At 55.1% G+C, this 17,621-nt stretch carries 13 protein-coding genes; 4 read left to right on the plus strand and 9 right to left on the minus strand.

From position 1 onward, the window contains the following. The 3 genes from tssK to tssB form a co-directional block, all read right to left on the minus strand. A partial coding sequence (tssK, locus tag KW828_RS12745) for a type VI secretion system baseplate subunit TssK (RefSeq protein ID WP_218336697.1) occupies positions 1-184 on the minus strand: 184 nt, incomplete at its 3' end. 13 nt (positions 185-197) lie between these two features. Next, positions 198-1,745: a type VI secretion system contractile sheath large subunit gene (gene tssC, locus KW828_RS12750; RefSeq protein WP_218336698.1), complete on the minus strand. Its 1,548-nt coding sequence runs from the start codon at positions 1,743-1,745 to the stop codon at positions 198-200. 33 nt (positions 1,746-1,778) lie between these two features. Beyond that, a complete protein-coding gene (tssB, locus tag KW828_RS12755; protein ID WP_218336699.1) occupies positions 1,779-2,276 on the minus strand; it encodes a type VI secretion system contractile sheath small subunit in 498 nt (165 codons plus the stop codon). A 1,177-nt stretch (positions 2,277-3,453) separates the two neighbouring features. On the opposite strand from tssB, the gene KW828_RS12760 reads away from it, so the two are divergent. Next, a complete protein-coding gene (locus KW828_RS12760) occupies positions 3,454-3,831 on the plus strand; it encodes a MerR family DNA-binding protein (protein ID WP_218336700.1) in 378 nt (125 codons plus the stop codon). A gap of 70 nt (positions 3,832-3,901) precedes the next feature. Here KW828_RS12760 and KW828_RS12765 read toward each other — a convergent pair whose 3' ends face one another. Continuing rightward, positions 3,902-5,284, minus strand: coding sequence for a glycoside hydrolase family 28 protein (locus KW828_RS12765; protein WP_218336701.1), 1,383 nt, complete (start codon positions 5,282-5,284; stop codon positions 3,902-3,904). Between the two features lie 213 nt (positions 5,285-5,497). Between KW828_RS12765 and KW828_RS12770 the strand changes: the two genes are divergently transcribed. Next, complete coding sequence (locus KW828_RS12770; protein ID WP_218336702.1) at positions 5,498-6,673, plus strand: esterase; 1,176 nt, start codon at positions 5,498-5,500, stop codon at positions 6,671-6,673. A 57-nt stretch (positions 6,674-6,730) separates the two neighbouring features. Here the strand turns inward: KW828_RS12770 and KW828_RS12775 are convergent, their stop codons facing one another. Further along, positions 6,731-8,827, minus strand: coding sequence for a pyrroloquinoline quinone-dependent dehydrogenase (locus KW828_RS12775; protein ID WP_218336703.1), 2,097 nt, complete (start codon positions 8,825-8,827; stop codon positions 6,731-6,733). Between the two features lie 10 nt (positions 8,828-8,837). Beyond that, positions 8,838-9,203 carry a hypothetical protein gene (locus tag KW828_RS12780; protein ID WP_218336704.1) on the minus strand — a complete coding sequence of 122 codons (366 nt, stop codon included), beginning with the start codon at positions 9,201-9,203 and terminating at the stop codon, positions 8,838-8,840. A gap of 267 nt (positions 9,204-9,470) precedes the next feature. Between KW828_RS12780 and KW828_RS12785 the strand changes: the two genes are divergently transcribed. Together KW828_RS12785 and KW828_RS12790 are read left to right on the plus strand one after the other, a co-directional pair. Beyond that, complete coding sequence (locus tag KW828_RS12785) at positions 9,471-9,881, plus strand: ASCH domain-containing protein (protein ID WP_218336705.1); 411 nt, start codon at positions 9,471-9,473, stop codon at positions 9,879-9,881. 263 nt (positions 9,882-10,144) lie between these two features. Continuing rightward, positions 10,145-11,755 carry an FAD-NAD(P)-binding protein gene (locus KW828_RS12790; protein WP_218336706.1) on the plus strand — a complete coding sequence of 537 codons (1,611 nt, stop codon included), beginning with the start codon at positions 10,145-10,147 and terminating at the stop codon, positions 11,753-11,755. Between the two features lie 324 nt (positions 11,756-12,079). Here the strand turns inward: KW828_RS12790 and KW828_RS12795 are convergent, their stop codons facing one another. From KW828_RS12795 to KW828_RS12805, 3 genes are read right to left on the minus strand one after another with little or no spacing between them, the layout of a single operon-like run. Next, a complete protein-coding gene (locus KW828_RS12795; protein WP_218336707.1) occupies positions 12,080-13,285 on the minus strand; it encodes a Bcr/CflA family efflux MFS transporter in 1,206 nt (401 codons plus the stop codon). 3 nt (positions 13,286-13,288) lie between these two features. Beyond that, the gene (locus KW828_RS12800) at positions 13,289-16,369 is read right to left on the minus strand and encodes an efflux RND transporter permease subunit (protein WP_218336708.1); all 3,081 of its coding nucleotides are present in this window, start codon (positions 16,367-16,369) and stop codon (positions 13,289-13,291) included. Then, entirely contained in the window at positions 16,366-17,463 is a 1,098-nt protein-coding gene (locus KW828_RS12805) for an efflux RND transporter periplasmic adaptor subunit (RefSeq protein WP_218336709.1), read from the minus strand. The genes KW828_RS12800 and KW828_RS12805 overlap by 4 nt, the downstream gene beginning before the upstream one ends. Between the last annotated feature and the right edge of the window lie 158 nt (positions 17,464-17,621).

A 17,621-nucleotide genomic window follows, 5' to 3' on the forward strand; every position in this document is an offset into this window, starting at 1 on the left:
TAATCTGGATCAGGCCTGACGAAAGAAGAGTTTCATTAAACTCAATCTTTTCCACACCCCATGGGAATGGGCATGCCAGCGCTGATGCACCGGCACTGCGAAAAGACTCCCATTCTGCCTGCTGCTGGAACTGCTGAGGGGACAATAAAGCCCCCTCGTTCCACAGTGGACGATAAATTTTCATCCCTGCGACCGCCTTATGCTTTTGCTTTAGGCATCTGCGATACCAGTGACAGATTGACGTCCATGCCCTCGACCTGGAAATGAGGCACTGCAAAGAGTTTCACGCGGAAGAAACCCGGATTGTCCTCAATATCTTCAACGATGACTTTGGCATCGCGAAGCGGGTGAGAGGCCTGGAGGTCATCGCCTGGATCGGTCATTTCAGTTACCAGTCCTTTCACCCAGGTATTGAGCTCCAGTTCCAGCAGGCGGCGGTCCTTAGTGGTACCAATATTTTCACGCTGGATGAGCTTCAGGTAGTGCGCGATACGTGACAGCAGGAAGATGTATGGGAGACGGGCATTGATGCGGCTATTGGCGGTCGCATCCGCAGTGTCGTACAACGCAGGTTTCTGAGCAGAGTTAGCACTAAAGAAACAAGAATAATCTCTGTTTTTATAATAACTTAGAGGAATGAAGCCCAGATTCGAAAATTCGAATTCACGGGTTTCAGGTATCATCACTTCGGACGGGATTTTTACCTGATTACCTGTACCGAGGTCGTAAAGATGGATAGGTAGATCCTGAACCGCACCACCAGCCTGCGGACCACGAATTTGTACACACCAGCCGTTATTGATGAAACTTTTCACCATATTGGCGGCGAAGGCAAACGACGCATTCGTCCATAAATATTTCTCGTGGTCAGGCCCCTTCACTTCCTCAACGTAGTTGAAGCTGCGCACTGGTACGGTATCCGGACCATAAGGTAAACGTCCCAGTACACGCGGCATTGTCAAACCGATGTAACGAGAGTCCTCGGAGTCACGGAACGCTTTCCATTTGATATATTCAGCCCTGTCAAAATAGTTACCGATGTCTTTGATGGCGGCGACTTCTTCCATGCTGGATTTATGGAAGAATTTCGGTCCTACAGAACCAATAAACGGCATATGTGCGGCAGCTGAGACTTTTGATATATTGCGCAGCAATGCGACATCCTGAGCGGAAGAATCAAATTCAAACGACGAAATGATAGCGGCGATAGGCTCTCCGCCTGGTTGGTCGTATTCCATCGAGTAGGTATGGTGATAGAGACCACTCTGGATAATTTCCGGCGCGTCTTCAAAATCCTGACGTAGATCGTCTTTAGAGACATCAAGTATTTCTATTTTCACATTCTGGCGGAAATCTGTGCGGTCAACGGTGTGCTTAAGTCCGCGCCAGAGTGACTCTACACGTTGAAATTCTTCGTGGTGCATCACTTCATCGAGCTGGCGACTGATTTGATAATCAAGCTCTGCGATATGCGAATCGAGCAATGATTTATCCAGTTTCTCAACTTTTTGGCCTGATTTTGAAATGACCTGCATGAAAACCTGAATAGCTGCGGTCACGCGCTCATCTGCCGAGGCATCGGCCATGACGCTGTCGTCCTGATATTCAGTAAGGTTACCCAGGCGAGAAACTGGATTCAGATTAATTTTCTCAAACAGCGAGGCATACACACCGCTTGGGTTATTCTCATGTACAGTGGTGTTCCCCTGCACCGATAGTGTTTCAGTATTCACAGACATCAGCATCCTCTCTTAATCCATTAAAAAAACTTTCTGCTGTTATTCGGCAGGTGCAAGGGCATTCAATTCTTGTCTTAATTCTTCGCTCAGCGCCGGGTCTTTCAGAATGGCTTCAAGGGATCTACGGAACTCGGCGTTATCAAGGAGATTTGATTTGAGGTCCCGAAGGAGATTACGCATAGCTAACATGGCCCGGAGTTGCGGTATTTGCTTTGCTACTGCTTCAGGCTCGAAATCTTTCATTTCAGAAAAGCTAAGTTTGATCTTTTCTTCAGAACCATCGCCTCTGAGGGTGTTGGTAACGGCAATGCTGACTTCTGGATTAAACTCAGATAAAACGCTATTAAAGTTGTTTTTGGAAATATTCAACTTACTACGTTCAGAAAGCGGGAGAATTTCTTTGCCGTTACTAAAATCTCCCACCGCGAGGAGTTTTAAAGGTAACTCGACTTTCTTCTGGGCTGAACCTGTATGCAGGTCAAGCTGGATATTGACGCGTGCTTTTGGCACTTCATTCTGGAAGCTGGAGTCTGCCATATCATTCCCTTAGTTGGACAGGAGTGGTAGTTACCACAGGGTATCTTTACAAAATGATGATAGAACATATTGCTCACATAGATCAACTTTACAGATCAAAGATCTGTTATTAGAAAATTCTTAAGAATTTTCTGCTGAGCTGTAAAAAAATGCACCACTATGCATTGAGATCAAAGAAGAGGTGTTAACTACGTATGAAGTCATTTATTGGGACATTAACCATGATTAGCTCTCTTGGTAGTTGAATGTTACATATGTGATTTTTTGTTGATCTATATCAATGCAGTACAAAAAAGATATGATTGAACGCCTCAAAAACGATAACTAACTGTAATCATTGAATTTTTATTAGGTGTCACGTTAATGAAAAACCAGAACGTGAATTCCTCAAATAGCCATTTTTACTGGAATGATTAATTTTTACACTTATTACCCCTGCTCATTCCATAACTGCCTGATGACTTTCTGAACTATGCTCTGCAATCAGCAATAGTAGAGAGTGGAGCAAACACCGTAAAATATCATTCAGCCATTCCCCTTTCACAAAAGTTCAGATACACCGGAATCTGAATTTTATATAAATTATTTGGTTACAGCTCCCCTTTGAAACAAAGTCCTTTTTCGTACAATTGATAATATCTTGGCGTGATGAATACATCATCATTCATTCGCCGTAAAAATATCAAAAACACCAGGCATTACCATGATTTCAATAACTGATTTTCAGCTATAAACACATTCATCCAAAAAATATAAATTCAAATCGGTAATAACAGCGTTGGTTTCCATACTGAAAAAATTATTTAATTATGTTTTCAGCACAGACCGAACGTAACGTTCCGGTGAACTCACATTGACGACACCGCCCCATTCTGTATTCCACCACGTCGGCTAAGCCAATCAGTGCCGGGATATGCTCTGCACGGATCCCAAATTTCCCGGCAATAGAAATAATAGTGCCGTAACTTTGCGTGACGTTACCGCCGCCAAAATGAAACAGCTTTCCGGCACTGTCGCTTCACGTGTCGGTACGGGCCATCAGCGTATCAGCATTGGCGAGAAAAAAGCTTTCCGACAACCATGGCATCGGAAGTGAGCCGCGATACCAGGCGGTTTTCTACATCACCAGTTTTTCGCCGGGGAAAAATCTCTGACACGTAAAAATAATGGCGTAGCAGTGGTGTTCAGCCTGTCGGAGATTCTGCCCTCAACGCTGCGATTTTATGAAAAGAAAGGATTAATTAAGCCGTTGGGGCGTAACGGCCTGCGGCGGCAGTACCATCAAAATGTGCTCAAGACGCTACAACTGATCGCACTCGGGCAGACCGCTGGATTTACCCTCGAACAGATGCGCACGATGTTAACTCCCCAGGGCCACGTCGCCCTCAACCGTGACACGCTACTTCAACGCGGCGCAGAAATTGATGAAACCATTACCCGACTGCAACAGCTAAGCCAGGGCCTGAAACATGTCGCCCGCTGTACGGCACAGACGCAAACCGAGTGCGATGAATTTCAAAAAGTGGTCGCCCGAGGACGCAGGCTCATCAGGTAGCGCTTTTATCTGCCTGGCAGACTGCGCACAAGGCCGGTTTGACCCTGGCGCAGTTGCGAAACAATATCCGTTATTCTCGAACAATCGCCCCCGCATCTTTTTTAATCGCTGGCCCTTCCTTCACCACCAGATTAAGTCCTTTGGTTTCCAGCTCGGCATGACGAATACGTAGCCCCTGCGCCGCTTCGATATTAACATTGCTAAAATGGAATCCACTCAGTGGTGCTTCCGGCGTACCAATAATAAAGGCGGCCGCTTTACTGTCACCAGTAGAGCGTAAATTTTCGACGGTGATATTGCTGAAATGCGGCGTTTTGTACTTATCGAAGGGCTGTTTCGGATCGCTGTCCGGTGGATAGATCTGCTCACCCAGCGTAAAGCCGCCCGCCTCTAGCAACTTCTCGACTTCAGCTTCGACAATAGGTGCAGCTTTATAATAAGCAGAGAAGACCAGCGGCACCTCGACGTTATGCATTTTCGTATTGCGATAAATAATATTTTTGACCTCGCCGCCCTTGCCGCGCGGGCTTTTAATCCGGATACCATACATTGATCCTTCAAAGGTGTTATTTTCCACCAGTACATTATTCACGCCGCCCGCGCTTTCGCTGCCGATGGAAATGCCGCGTCCCTGTTTCAGGGTGTTATTGGCGATATAGATATTCTCCACTACGCCATCCGGGAAACGCGGATCCGCTTTTTCTGCTTTAATAGCGATGTGGTCATCGTTGCAGTCGATATAATTATTGGTGATCCGGATATTCTGACTGTCGATAGGATCAATCGCATCCGTATTAGGCGCGTGCCAGGGTGAAAGGATGCGCGTGCCATTAATATCAACATCGTGTGCATAACGGGTCACCACATGGAAGCTGGGCGAATGGGTGAGCGTCACGCCGTCGATCAGCACGTTATTCGACCGCGTAATATAAATCAGCCGTGGTCGATCAGTGCCGCCCTTTTTACCCGTTGCGCGGATATTTTCCCGCCAGCGCTCCCACCACACCGCCCCCTGACCATCGATAGTGCCTTCTCCGACAATTGCCACGTTTTGCGCATCGGCAATACTAATGAATGGCAGCCAGCCATTCTCAGCTTCGGCATATTTCGTCTTATCATCAGCCCGATAGGCGGCAATTTCCGTTGACGCCACCAGCGTGGCATCTTTCGCAAGCTTCAGCTGAATATTATCTTTCAGAAACAGCGGATTGGTTAAAAAATTACCCTTGGGTATCAATACGGTTCCGCCCCCGGCGGCCGCGCAGTCATCAATGGCTTTCTGGATCGCCCCGGTATTGAGCGCAATCTGTAACCGATGACCTTCTGCGCCGTATTCGGTGACATTACACACCTTATCGGGGAAGTTAACCGCACTTGCAGCCTGGGCGGCGTGAAGCGGTAATATGCCTGCCATCGCAGCGGCAGCCCACAGAGGAAGAGTACGAGGAGACATTTTTTTATCCTTTTTCATCTTATGATTTAGTGTTTTGTAAAATTAGCACCATCGTTTCTTTTTTTTGAGTGCGGGGATCACGCTTTCCAGCATGTAGGTCTTTTGCCTGAAAATCGTGTTGCATTTTTAGGCAAATGGCTGAATTGTGAGGCTTACTCGCAAAATAGCGACCAGAATTACGGCTATGAACCACACCACAACGAAGGACTGACTATGAAAAAGAACATCGCCCTGGCACTTGCCATCACGGCACTTCTTGGCGGCGCGGCGGCACCGGTTATTGCTGCGCCCTTCCCGACCACGCCGGATCAATCCCTGCCGGTCAGCCAATACGTGACCCAGGTCAACGCCGATAAAAGCATCACCTTCCGTCTGTTCGCTCCGGACGCAAAGCGCGTATCGGTGGTCACCGGCTCCAGCCCGGACAGCCTTGTCTCCCATGATATGAGCAAAGATGAACGCGGCATCTGTTCATGGAAAAGTGACGTGCTGACCCCGAATCTGTACGAATACTATTTTGATGTGGACGGTTTCCGGTCGATTGATACGGGAAGCCGCTTCCCGAAACCCCAGCGCCAGGTGAATACCAGCCTGATCCTCGTACCGGGCAGTATTCTCGATGACCGCGCCGTGCCGCATGGCGATCTGCTCACCGTGACATACCACTCGAAACCGCTGGGATCAGAGCGCCGGGTGTATGTCTGGACGCCGCCGGGTTATAACGGCCAGGGCGAACCGCTGCCGGTGCTCTACTTCTATCATGGCTTTGGCGATACCGGGCTTTCCGCCATCGATCAGGGGCGTCTGCCGCAAATCATGGATAACCTGCTGGCGGAAGGCAAAATCAAGCCGATGCTGGTGGTGGTGCCGGATACCGAAACGGATATTGCCGGGGCGATCCCGGAGAACTTCCCGCCCAAAGATCGCCGCAAAACCTTCTATCCGCTCAATGCCAAAGCGGCTGACCGCGAGCTGATGCAGGATATTATTCCGCTGGTGGACACGCGCTTTAACGTACGCAAAGATGCCAGCGGTCGCGCGCTGGCGGGCTTATCGCAGGGGGGCTTCCAGGCACTGTTTTCCGGTATGAACCACCTCGATAACTTCGGCTGGCTGGGTACCTTCAGCGGCGTTACTACCGCCACCGTGCCGGATGCGGGTATTACCGCGCAGCTCAACAAGCCGCAGGAGGTCAACAAGCAACTGCATCACTTCACCGTCGTGGTCGGCGAAAAAGACGCTGTCACCGGCAACGATATTGCCGGGCTGAAACAAGAGCTGGAGGCAAAAGGCATCACCTTTGAGTATAAAAACTATCCCGGCTTAGGTCATGAGATGGACGTCTGGCGTCCGGCCTATGCCGAGTTTGTGCAGAAACTGTTTAAGTAAACGCCAAAAAAAGTGGGGCCATCAGGCCCCACGCTATTTTACATTCGGTATGAACGATTATTCAGGCAGCGCGTACACCACCACCTGGTCACCTACCTGATCCTTCAGGATGGTATTACCACCGGCGACAAACGCCACATACTGACGGCCTTTATACTCATAGACCGACGGGTTAGCCACCGCAGGGGCTTCAACCTGATCGGCCCACAGCTCTTCGCCGGTATCCACCGAGTAGGCACGCACTTTCGCATCCATTGATGCGCCGATGAAGATCACCCCACCCGCCGTCACAGCCGGGCCGCCGATGGTCGGGGAGCCCCAGCTTTCAGGCATAAAGAAGCCATACTGCTGAGATGCGCCAACCGGACGACGCCATTTCACATCACCCGTATGCATATCCAGCGCCACGATCTCACCGAACGGCGGCTGCCAGCACGGCATACCCAGCCAGTTATTCGCCACCATCAGACGCAGACCATAAGGCGCGCCTTCCTGCGGTGCAAACCCGCTTTCGTTGCCGGAATCCTTATCCGCCTTGTCGTAATCTTCGCGGCTGTAGAGCTTCACGTACTGCACAATGTGGGAGGTGTTAACGATGGCGATCTGTTTTTCTGGATCGAACGCCACGCCGCCCCACTGAACGCCACCGGCACTGTCCGGATAGGTCAACGCGCCCTCACCTTTGGTGGTTGGCGGCGTGTACATGCCCTCGTAGGTCAGATTATCCCACAGGCGCGAACACTGACCGGCACCGACCATATCCGCCAGTTTCCAGATTTCCGGCTTTTTCGACTGATCCAGCAATGGCGCAGGTTTGGTCGGGAAGGGTTGCGTTGGCGAAAGCACTTCGCCCTGCACCGATCCGTCGCCCTGCGGCACCGGACGCTCTTCAATCGGCCAGACATCCTCGCCCGTCAGACGGTTTACCACGAACAAGAAGCCCTGCTTGGTCGCCTGGATCAGCGCCGGGATCTTTTTGCCATCAACGGTAATATCCATCAGCGTCGGCGCAGAGTTAATGTCGTAATCCCAGACATCATGGTGCACCCACTGACGGGACCAGACCACTTTACCGGTATTGATATCCAGCGCCGTGGTAGAGGTGCCGAGCGGAATAGGATCGACGCGGTTACCGCCCCAGTAGTTCGGCGATGGCGAGGAAACCGGCAGATAGACCAGACCATTCGCTTCATCGGCAGACATATGCGTCCAGACGTTCGCGGTACCGGTACGTTTACGCACCGCTTCCGGGATCGCTTCGAAGGTCCATTCCAGCTTACCGGTCTGGGCATTAATCGCGAACACGCTGCCCGGAGGCGCCTCCGCATAGGCCCAGTCTTTACCGGCCCAGCCCACTAACAGATGATTGCCAACGACCGTCGGCGGTTGCAGGATCGACAGCGGATATTTGGCGTTTACCGTGTTCCACTGATTAATATCCAGCACGCCATTTTCCGCAAAATCGGTGCACGGTTTACCGGAATCGGCATCGTTCGCAAAGAGTTTGCCATCCACGTTACCCATATAAACGATCTTCTGACACGCCTGCCCGGCTACCGGGTTTTTCGCCTGCCAGTAAGAGACGCCACGGTTTTTCAGTACCGGCTGGGTCAGTGCTTTACGCGAGGATTTTGTATCGTAGTGCCACTTCTCTTTACCGGTGCCGGGATCGAGCGCAATCAGGCGATCAAACGGCGTCCCGATGTACAGCGTCTCGTTGGCAAAAATCGGCGTTGCAGACCACACGGTGGCCGGCGTATCCCCTTTACCGTCTGACACATCGCCGGTATGAAACTCCCACACTTTTTTTAATTTACTGACGTTTTCAGCGGTGATCTGTTTCAGCGGGCTGTATTTCTGGGCGTTAAGCTGACCGTGGAAGCTGTCCCAGGTCGCGCCAGTCGGCACCAGCGAGGTCGCCGTCGTGCTGGCCGCCGCGACGTTTTGTCCGTCGCGCTGACCGGTTGAGGCTTCATCAGTGGTTTTGGTGGTTCCCGCATCCTGCTGATCCGCCGCATCCACATTCACTTTTTCCTGAGTGCCCATCGAGGCTTCAGCTGCTTTATCCTGCGCCTGGAGCGAGAGCGGCGCGACCAGCAGCGCCAGCGCCGTCATGCTGATTTTCATTAATGGATAGTGTTTATCGTTATACACGGGCGATCCCTCAGACATTGACGCGATGGTGGTGATGAACAGAACGGCGGCTTAGCATAATCAGACCGATAAGCCCGACGACCATGGCGGCAGTAATGATGTACTGGTGCAGCAGCGCCGCCGCAAAGCCAATACCGACCAGCATCACCAGCGTAATAATCACCAGAAAAATGCGCATACCGCGGCGAGTTGCGCCACGTAAAGCAAAGGTCAGCAGCGCCAGCACAATGCTGTCGATAGCCACGCCAAGCGCGCCAATGGTGCCGGTGACACCGGTAAGCGGCGTGTACCAGGCGTATAACGCCACTACAAAGCCGATTACGGCAGCCACCAGCAGCAGTAACGTGCCGGGGCGCGAGGGTTGAGAATGCAACATACCAGGAAATCTCCTTAGAAAAACGAGCCAATAAAAAAGGTCTTGCGGGCGGATGCGGCGGGTAGTCACGCAGCGAAATTACTTATAAATCAACGAAGCGGGAAAACAGCGGCATCGATCGCTCAACGCAATGAGTATAGAAGAGGGTTTATTAACAGAGTGTTAAAACGTGTGATATAAGCGGTGAGTTATGCTGGTGCAGCAAGATTTTCTTAACAGGGGATAATTCTCGCCCTTTGCATTATTCATCATTGAGAAGGACTTTTTATGGCTGCAATCGAAGATGTAAAACGAAAGTATCCAGGCGCAGAGGCCTGGCAGATGGGTGACAGCCCGGCGCTGGCCACTGAGCTTGCGGACCTGATTAAAAAAGGGATCAAAACGGCGTCCTGCGGCTCTTTTGCCTCCTATCAACAGGAAGCCTCTGCCCCGCGCATTGGGAGCTATAACATTATTCTTGATGGTCAGAATATCCCGGTCTGCGTGACCCGGCTGATTTCGATGCGGCTGGTGCGTTTTTGTGATGTGACTGAAGCGTTGGCCCGCAAAGAAGGCGAAGGCGATTTAAGCCTTGAATACTGGCAGAAAGAGCATCAGCGGTTTTTCACCCGCGAAGGGCACTTTTCTGAAGAGATGGAATTGATCGCTGAAGAATTCGACGTGGTTGAGGTGCTGTAAATCGGGCAATCTTTCTGAATGCCATAGCCGCCCCCCTCTCCCTGCTTACACGGCTGCCATTGCACGTTGCGGCAGGTTGCACGGTGAAAGGCCGTAACTGAAAGCGTGATCTGGCCGGTTCGTCTGTGATGAACTAGAGTGTTTTTACGTCTATATGGAAACCAGTCGTAGTTTCGTGCCGATAATCACCAGCACTCAGCGTCTGATGAGATCTGACATGGTTCAGCGAAGCGGTCATTCTTAATCAATCGTGAGTGGCAGTAATGAAAAAAATAGCCATCATTGGCTCCGGTCCTACAGGGATCTACACCTTATATTCACTTCTGAAAAACAGCGAACCGGCAGCCATCTCTGTCTATGAACAGGGCAGCGCGGCCGGCGTGGGTATGCCCTATTGCAGTGACAGCAATTCCAAAATGATGCTGGCTAACATTGCCAGTATTGAGATCCCGCCGCTGTTCGAGACGTATATTGACTGGCTCCGCCAGCAGAGCGTAGCGCATCTGGCGCGCTATGGGGTGGACACTGACTCCCTGCATATCCGGCAATTTTTGCCCCGCATGCTGCTGGGGGAATATTTTCGCGATCAGTTTCAGCGACTGGTTACGGAAGCTCGAAAAACGGGCTTTCAGATTGAGGTAAACGTCTCCTCCCGGGTTACCGATATTAAGGCCACGCAGGAAGGCGTTTTGCTACAGATCGAGGGGCATTTTAACCCGGTCAGCTTCGACCTCGCTGTCATCGCCACCGGGCATGTCTGGCCGGATGAAACCCCATCAAAACAGACCTATTTCCCGAGTCCATGGTCCGGACTCATGGAAGCCAAAATACCGGCATGCAAAGTTGGCATCCTTGGGACCTCCCTGAGTGCTATTGACGCCACGATGGCCGTCGTTGCCCAGCATGGCGAATTCATTGAAGAAGATAATCACGCTCTCCGGTTCAGGCTGTATCCGGGCAGTGAAGCATTAAACGTGACGCTGATGTCCCGCTCCGGCATTTTGCCGGAAGCCGACTTTTACTGCCCTATTCCTTATGAACCGCTACGTGTGGCCACGCCTGCCGCAATAACCGCCGAGATAAATGCCGGTCCTGAGGGCCTGCTGGATCGCGTTTTTAACCTGATGGTTGACGAAATCACCCTTGCCGATCCGCAGTGGAGTAAAAACACAGGTCTGAAGGGGATGAAGGTGGACGATTTCTGTGAGGCATGGTTCGCCAGCCGACACGCGAATGATCCTTTCCGCTGGGCCAGAGCGAATCTTGAGGAAGTTGAACGCAATAAACGAGACAAACGCACCGTACACTGGCGCTATGCCATTTTACGTCTGCACGAAGCCGTACAGGACACCGTTCAGCACCTCAATGATGAGGATCGTGAAAGGTTTCACACCACACTGGCCAGAGTATTTGTGGATAATTACGCCGCTATCCCCTCTCAGTCCATTCTCCGCCTGCTGGCCCTGCGTGAAGCAGGCCTGGTCACAATACAGGCGCTGGGACCTGACTACACCACAGAAGTAAAAGGCAGGCAGACCTCAGTGACGGTTGGCAATGACGTCCACACCTATGATGTTTTTATTGATGCGCGTGGTCAGCAAGCCCTCAAAACGAAAGATCTGCCGTTCCCGACACTCCGCCAGCAGCTTGAGGCCGCCGGGGATGATATTCCGGACGTCGGGGATGATTATACCTTACTGGATCCCGCCGAGGCCCGGGGGCGTATCGCCTTTGGTGCGCTGCCCTATCTGATGCACGATCAGCCCTTTATTCAGGGGCTCACCGCCTGCGCTGAAATAGGTGCCGCCATGGCTAAAGCCTGTATCCGCCAGGCGACAAGGGCGCGCAGACGTCTGCCTTTTATGGAAGTGTAAAAACCCTTAAAACGGTCAAGCCACTGACCTGCCTGGATAATCTTGTTCAGATAAGTCAGCAACGTCTGACACAACGCGGGCGTACCGCCTTTAATGCTCCGGTGATTAACCAGGCGCTGCGCCCCATCAGACACAGCACCTGCACCATTACCCCACTACCTCATCAATAACCTTCAAATAGAAAGATCGGCCTGCGCTCTTGGTGGTTTTTCATTCCGTGACGCCAGCCCGTTTCAGCTTTTCGGCAAATCCATTGAAATCTTCGCTTTTAATACCGAAAGCGTAGTGCGTGTAATCCTCGCGCCCCTGGAACAAAACGAACGTTCACCCCCGCACCCACATCGCCACCAGCGCCACCGCGCACGCTATCACCTGAATCCCGCCCAGCGCCACCACAGCCGGAAACGGCAGTATCGCGCTGAGCCATGTCGTCAGTGCCGCCGCCCCCATGGTCAGAAAACCCAGCATCGTGGAGGCCAGCCCGGCCTGTTTACCGAATGGCCCCATGGTGATGGCGGTGCCGAGCGGGTTTGCCAGCCCCATGCCCCACAGAAAAATCACCATCGACAGGCTGTACCAGACCAACCCCGGTGATGGCGGGCCTGCTAACAACAGACCGCCGCCGAGCAACGCAATGACAATCCCCGCGCAGGCAACGGCGTGCGCGCCGAAATGATGCGCCAGTCGCGGCGCGGCCATCCCGGCGGCAAACATCACAAACACCGTGGACGCAAAATACAGCCCCGCCTGAAGCGACGACAGCCCGATGCCGCTCATCAGGATGGCAGGCGCGGCGGCGAACGATGCAAACAGGCCGCTCATTACCAGGCTTACCGCCAGCGCAGGCAGGATGAAGGTGCGGTTTGCCAGCAGTCTGCCGTAGGCCACCAGCACCGCCGACACCGAGTGCGGCGCGCGTCGTTCAGCGGGATGCGTTTCACCAAGCGTGCGGGCGTAAAACACCGCAACGGCAAACGCCGCCAGCCCCACCATGATGAATATCGCCCGCCAGCCGAGCGTGGTCGCCAGTATGCTGCCCGCCAGCGGGGAAAATCCAGGAGCTGCGGCGGTGGCGATCATCGTCAGGGAGAGCGCCCGTGCTAAGGTTTCCCCTGCAAACAGATCGCGGGCGATGGCCCGCGCCAGCACGGCGGCGGCGCAGACGCCCAGCGCCTGGATCACCCGCCCGGCAATCAGCATGGCGAAGGTCCCGGCAAGCCCCGCCACCACTGTGCCGACGATAAACACCGCCAGCCCGCCCAGCACCAGCTTCATACGTCCGTAGCGATCCGCCAGCGGCCCCACTACCAGCTGCGCCAGCGCAAAGGTGATAAAGAAGCTGGAGAGCGTCAGCCCCAGCTCGCGGGCCGATACGCCCAGTTGCGCGCCGATCTCCGGGAACGCGGGCAAAATAATGTTCGTCGACAGCACGCTGATGGCGGACAGCCCCGCCAGCAGGGTGATAATTTTCCCGGTCAGCGGGCGCGCGTCGGCGGTTGCCGCAGGTGAAACCGTTGTCTTGTTTATCATGGTTCATCGACTCGTTGTGTCAGGGGTGAGATCCGGGCGGATTTTGAACCAGATGGCGTACATGGCGGGCAGGAACACCAGCGTAATGATGGTTCCGCCAAAGGTGCCGCCGATCAGGGTGTAGGCCAGCGTCCCCCAGAACACCGAGTGCGTCAGGGGGATGAACGCCAGGATCGCGGCCATCGCCGTCAGCAGTACCGGTCGGGCGCGCTGCACCGTGGCTTCCACCACCGCATGGAACGGCGCCAGCCCTTCCTGTTCGTTGTGGTGGATCTGCCCGATTAAAATCAGGGTGTTACGCATCAGAATACCGGAGAGCGCAATCAACCCTACCAGCGCGTTAATACCAAACGGCTGGTTGAACAGCAGCAAGGTCGGCACCACGCCGATCAGTCCCAGCGGAGCGGTGAGGAACACCATCACCATCGCCGACATTGAGCGCACCTGGAGGATGATGATCAGCAGCGTCATGGCGATCATGATCGGGAACAGCGGCGCCATCGCTTTAGTGGCCTTGCCGGACTCTTCAATGGAACCCGCCTGCTCGATGCGGTAGCCCGGTGGCAGCGTGTCGATGATCGGCTGCAAGGATTTAAGGATGGCGGTGGAAACATCCGGCGGTTGCAGATGTTCAGCGATGTCGCCCCGCACGGTCAGGGTTGGCATCCGGTCGCGGCGGCGCAGCAGCGGATCTTCCATCTGCACCGTCACCTCACCAATCTGCGACAGCGGAATGCGCTGCCCGTCTGCGCCCACCAGCGTAAAACCGGCGATTTTAGCCGGATCGAGGCGAATATCCCCCGCTGCGCGGCCCGTCACCTGCACCGAGCGAATGTCTTCCCGCACGCTGGTGATCGGCACGCCGGAGAGCAGGAACTGTAACTGCTGCGCGACGGCGTTCGACGTCAGCCCTACCGCCTGCAGGCGATCCTGTTTCAGGGTGAAATGCAGCGTCGGCACGCGCTGGCCCCAGTCGGTATTGACGGTGCGCATCATCGGGCTGGCCTGCATCACTTTCTCCACCCGCCCGGCGATGTCGCGCAGTATGGCGGCGTCTGGGCCAACCACACGGTACGCCACCGGATAAGGTGAGTACGGGCCGAATACCAGTTGCGTGACGCGCACACGCGCTTCCGGAGCCAGTCCGGCCGCTACCGCGTCGCGCAGACGGAACTTCAGCGCCTCGCGCGCTTCCTGGCTGTCGGTGAGCACCACGATTTTGGCAAACGACGGATCGGGCAGCTCCGGGGCCATCGCCAGATAAAAGCGCGGCGACCCCTGGCCGATGTACGAGGTGACAATTTTTGCTTCCGGCTGTTGTTGCAGCCAGGCTTCAATTTTGGCGGTGGTGGCGCTGGTCTGCTCAATGGCGGTGCCATAGGGCAGCTGCACTTCCACCAGCACTTCAGGGCGGTCGGAGGTCGGGAAGAACTGTTTTTTCACCAGCCCCATCCCGAGGATCGCCACGGTAAAGATGGCAATCACTGCACCGGCGACCACCCATTTACGGGCAATGACGCGGGTCAGAACGCGGCGGAAACGGTTGTAATGGGGGGTGTTGTAGATAGCGGCATGACCGCCCGCCACGGTTTTGATCGCCGGCAGCATTTTCACGCCGAGATACGGCGTAAATACCACCGCCACTACCCAGGAGGCGATCAGCGCAATGCCGACGATCCAGAACATGTTGCTGGTGTACTCCCCGGCGGTGGACTGGGCAAAACCGTTCGGCATAAAGCCCACGGCGGTTACCAGCGTCCCGGCCAGCATCGGCGCAGCGGTATGGCTCCAGGCATAGGCCGAGGCTTTTACGCGGTCATAGCCCTCTTCCATTTTTACCACCATCATTTCGATGGCAATAATGGCGTCATCCACCAGCAGCCCCAGCGCGAGGATCAGCGATCCCAGCGTGATGCGATCGAAGTTTTTACCAGAAGCTTCCATCACCACAAAGACAATCGCCAGCGTCAGCGGCACGGCGGCGGCCACCACCACGCCCACGCGCCAGCCCATGCTGACGAAGCACACCACCATCACCACCAGCAGCGCGACGAAGAATTTGATCATGAACTCGTCAACGGCAGAGCTGATGTTCACCGACTGATCGGTCACCTTGCTCAGCGTCATCCCCAGCGGCATTTCAGCGTTGATGCTGGCGGTTTCGGCATCCAGCGCTTTACCCAGATCGAGGCCGTTCCAGCCTTCACGCATCACCACGCCCAGCAGCAATGCCGGTTCGCGCTGATTGCGCACCATAAAGGTCGCCGGATCTTCATAGCCCCGCTCCACCGTTGCCACATCCGACAGCTTCAGCGTGCGGCCCTGCGCCACCAGCGGCGTGTCGCGGATCTTCTGCAACGTGTCGAACGCGCCATCAAGGCGGATGTTGATCTGCGGCCCGTTAGTATCAATGGATCCCGCAGGCGTCAGGACGTTCTGGTTATTCAGCGCCGCGAAAATCGCCTGCGGCGAAATGCCCAGCGTGGCGAGGCGGTCATGGGAGAAAGAGACGAAGATCCGCTCTGCCTGCTCGCCAATAATATTGACCTTCTTGACGCCTGGCACGTGCAGCAGCCGCTGGCGCAGGGATTCGGCGTCGCGCACCAGCAGGCGCTGCGGCTCCCCTTTCGCCTTCAGCGCGAACAGCGCAAAGGTCACGTCGGAGAATTCATCGTTGACCATCGGGCCAATAACGCCCGTGGGCAGGTTTTTAGCGTCGTCGCCGAGCTTTTTGCGTGCCTGGTAAAACTCCTCCTGCACCTGCGAAGGCGGTGTACTGTCCTGTAAAGAGAGCGTGGTAAAAGCCATTCCCGGACGAGTGAACGTCTCGGCGCGGTCATACCATTTCAGCTCCTGGAGGCGTTTTTCCAGCGGTTCGGCCACCTGGTCCTGCATTTCCTGGGCGGTCGCGCCCGGCCAGGCGGTAATGATCGTCATTTGCTTCACGGTAAACGGCGGATCTTCCGCGCGTCCCAGTTGAAAAAACGACAGCACGCCCGCCACGGTGATAAGCAGGATCAGGAACAGCGTGATGGAGCGCTCGCGCACCGCCAGCGCCGACAGGTTAAACTTTCCCTGACTCATTTCTGGCTCCCGGCAGCGCCCGCCGCGATGCGCACGGTTTGGCCTTCATGCAGCAGATGCACGCCGAGGGCTACCACCTGCTCGCCTGCCGTCAGGCTACCGGTGATCTGTGCCGCGTCATCCCCCAGCCCCCGCACCTGTACCGGTTTCCAGCGCACAGTGGCGGGCTTACCGGCAATCTGCCAGACGCCCGGCCCTTTTCCGGCATCGTAAATCGCCGCCAGCGGCACCTGCATCAGCGCATCCCGGCCTTCGCCTTCGGCAATGTGCAGCGTCACGGTGGAGCCGAGCGGTGCGGCGGCCAGCGCGCCTTGCAGCACGTAGCGGGCTTCAAAGGTGCGGGTGACCGGATCGGCCGCATCCGAGAGCAGCCGCAGCGTGGCGGGCACCGGCGGATGACTGCTGGCATAGAGGCTGGCCTGCGCCGCGCTGCCGATGGCCGGTCGCAACGTTTCCGGCAGTTGCACGGCCGCCTCCCGCTGCCCGGCCCGGGCGAGTCTGACCACCGGCTGTCCGGCGCTCACCACCTGGCCGGGTTCGGCGAGGGTTTCCATCACCACACCGTCGGCATCCGCCAGCAGCACGGCGTAACCGGTGGTGTTCTGCGCCACATTTGCCTGCGCCTGGGCAGCACTCAGATTGGCGCGGGCGGTGTCGGCGGCAGCTTTAATTTGATCGTAGGCCGACACCGACACCGCGCCGGTTTTCACCAGGCTGCGATAGCGGGCTTCATCGGCAGCGGCTTGTCGCGCACGGGCGCGGGCCGCAGACACGGCCTGTTGCTGCGCCTGGGCTGCCAGACTCAGGTCAACGGGATCGAGGCGCATCAGCGGCTGACCGCGTTTCACCGTCTGGCCGGTATCCACCAGCCGTTCCAGGATCTTGCCCTGCACCCGGAAACCCAAATCGCTCTGTACACGGGCGATCACTACGCCGGTAAAAACGCGAGACGATCCGCTGGCGCTGATCACCGTCGCCGCCCGCACCAGCGGGGGCTGGGTGCGCGGATCGTCGGTGCCGGGGGTGTCACCGCAGGCCGCGAGGGCCAGCGGCAGGAAACAAACAACAAGGGTGGCAGGTTTAAGCCTGAACATGGGATACCTGATCTAATGAACGGAACAATAGCGGCATTCTTAAGCGAGTGACCAAATTTGTCAATGGTCACAAAGGGCGGTATAAGAAGTTTAACGCGGCTATCAGATGCCGATTGACAGCAAGTGACCATTTGATAATGTAGTCACATTTGTAACGG

Origin of the sequence: Enterobacter sp. ENT03, assembly GCF_019218745.1 — a bacterium.
Classification (GTDB): domain Bacteria; phylum Pseudomonadota; class Gammaproteobacteria; order Enterobacterales; family Enterobacteriaceae; genus Enterobacter_D.

Excerpts from the sequence above, each read along its gene's own strand:
- tssC (WP_218336698.1), bottom strand. The coding sequence starts at position 1,745 with ATGCTGATGTCTGTGAATACTGAAACACTATCGGTGCAGGGGAACACC.
- KW828_RS12790 (WP_218336706.1), top strand. The coding sequence starts at position 10,145 with ATGAAAAAAATAGCCATCATTGGCTCCGGTCCTACAGGGATCTACACC.
- KW828_RS12765 (WP_218336701.1), bottom strand. The coding sequence starts at position 5,284 with ATGTCTCCTCGTACTCTTCCTCTGTGGGCTGCCGCTGCGATGGCAGGC.
- KW828_RS12780 (WP_218336704.1), bottom strand. The coding sequence starts at position 9,203 with ATGTTGCATTCTCAACCCTCGCGCCCCGGCACGTTACTGCTGCTGGTG.
- KW828_RS12785 (WP_218336705.1), top strand. The coding sequence starts at position 9,471 with ATGGCTGCAATCGAAGATGTAAAACGAAAGTATCCAGGCGCAGAGGCC.
- KW828_RS12770 (WP_218336702.1), top strand. The coding sequence starts at position 5,498 with ATGAAAAAGAACATCGCCCTGGCACTTGCCATCACGGCACTTCTTGGC.
- KW828_RS12805 (WP_218336709.1), bottom strand. The coding sequence starts at position 17,463 with ATGTTCAGGCTTAAACCTGCCACCCTTGTTGTTTGTTTCCTGCCGCTG.
- KW828_RS12795 (WP_218336707.1), bottom strand. The coding sequence starts at position 13,285 with ATGATAAACAAGACAACGGTTTCACCTGCGGCAACCGCCGACGCGCGC.
- tssB (WP_218336699.1), bottom strand. The coding sequence starts at position 2,276 with ATGGCAGACTCCAGCTTCCAGAATGAAGTGCCAAAAGCACGCGTCAAT.
- KW828_RS12800 (WP_218336708.1), bottom strand. The coding sequence starts at position 16,369 with ATGAGTCAGGGAAAGTTTAACCTGTCGGCGCTGGCGGTGCGCGAGCGC.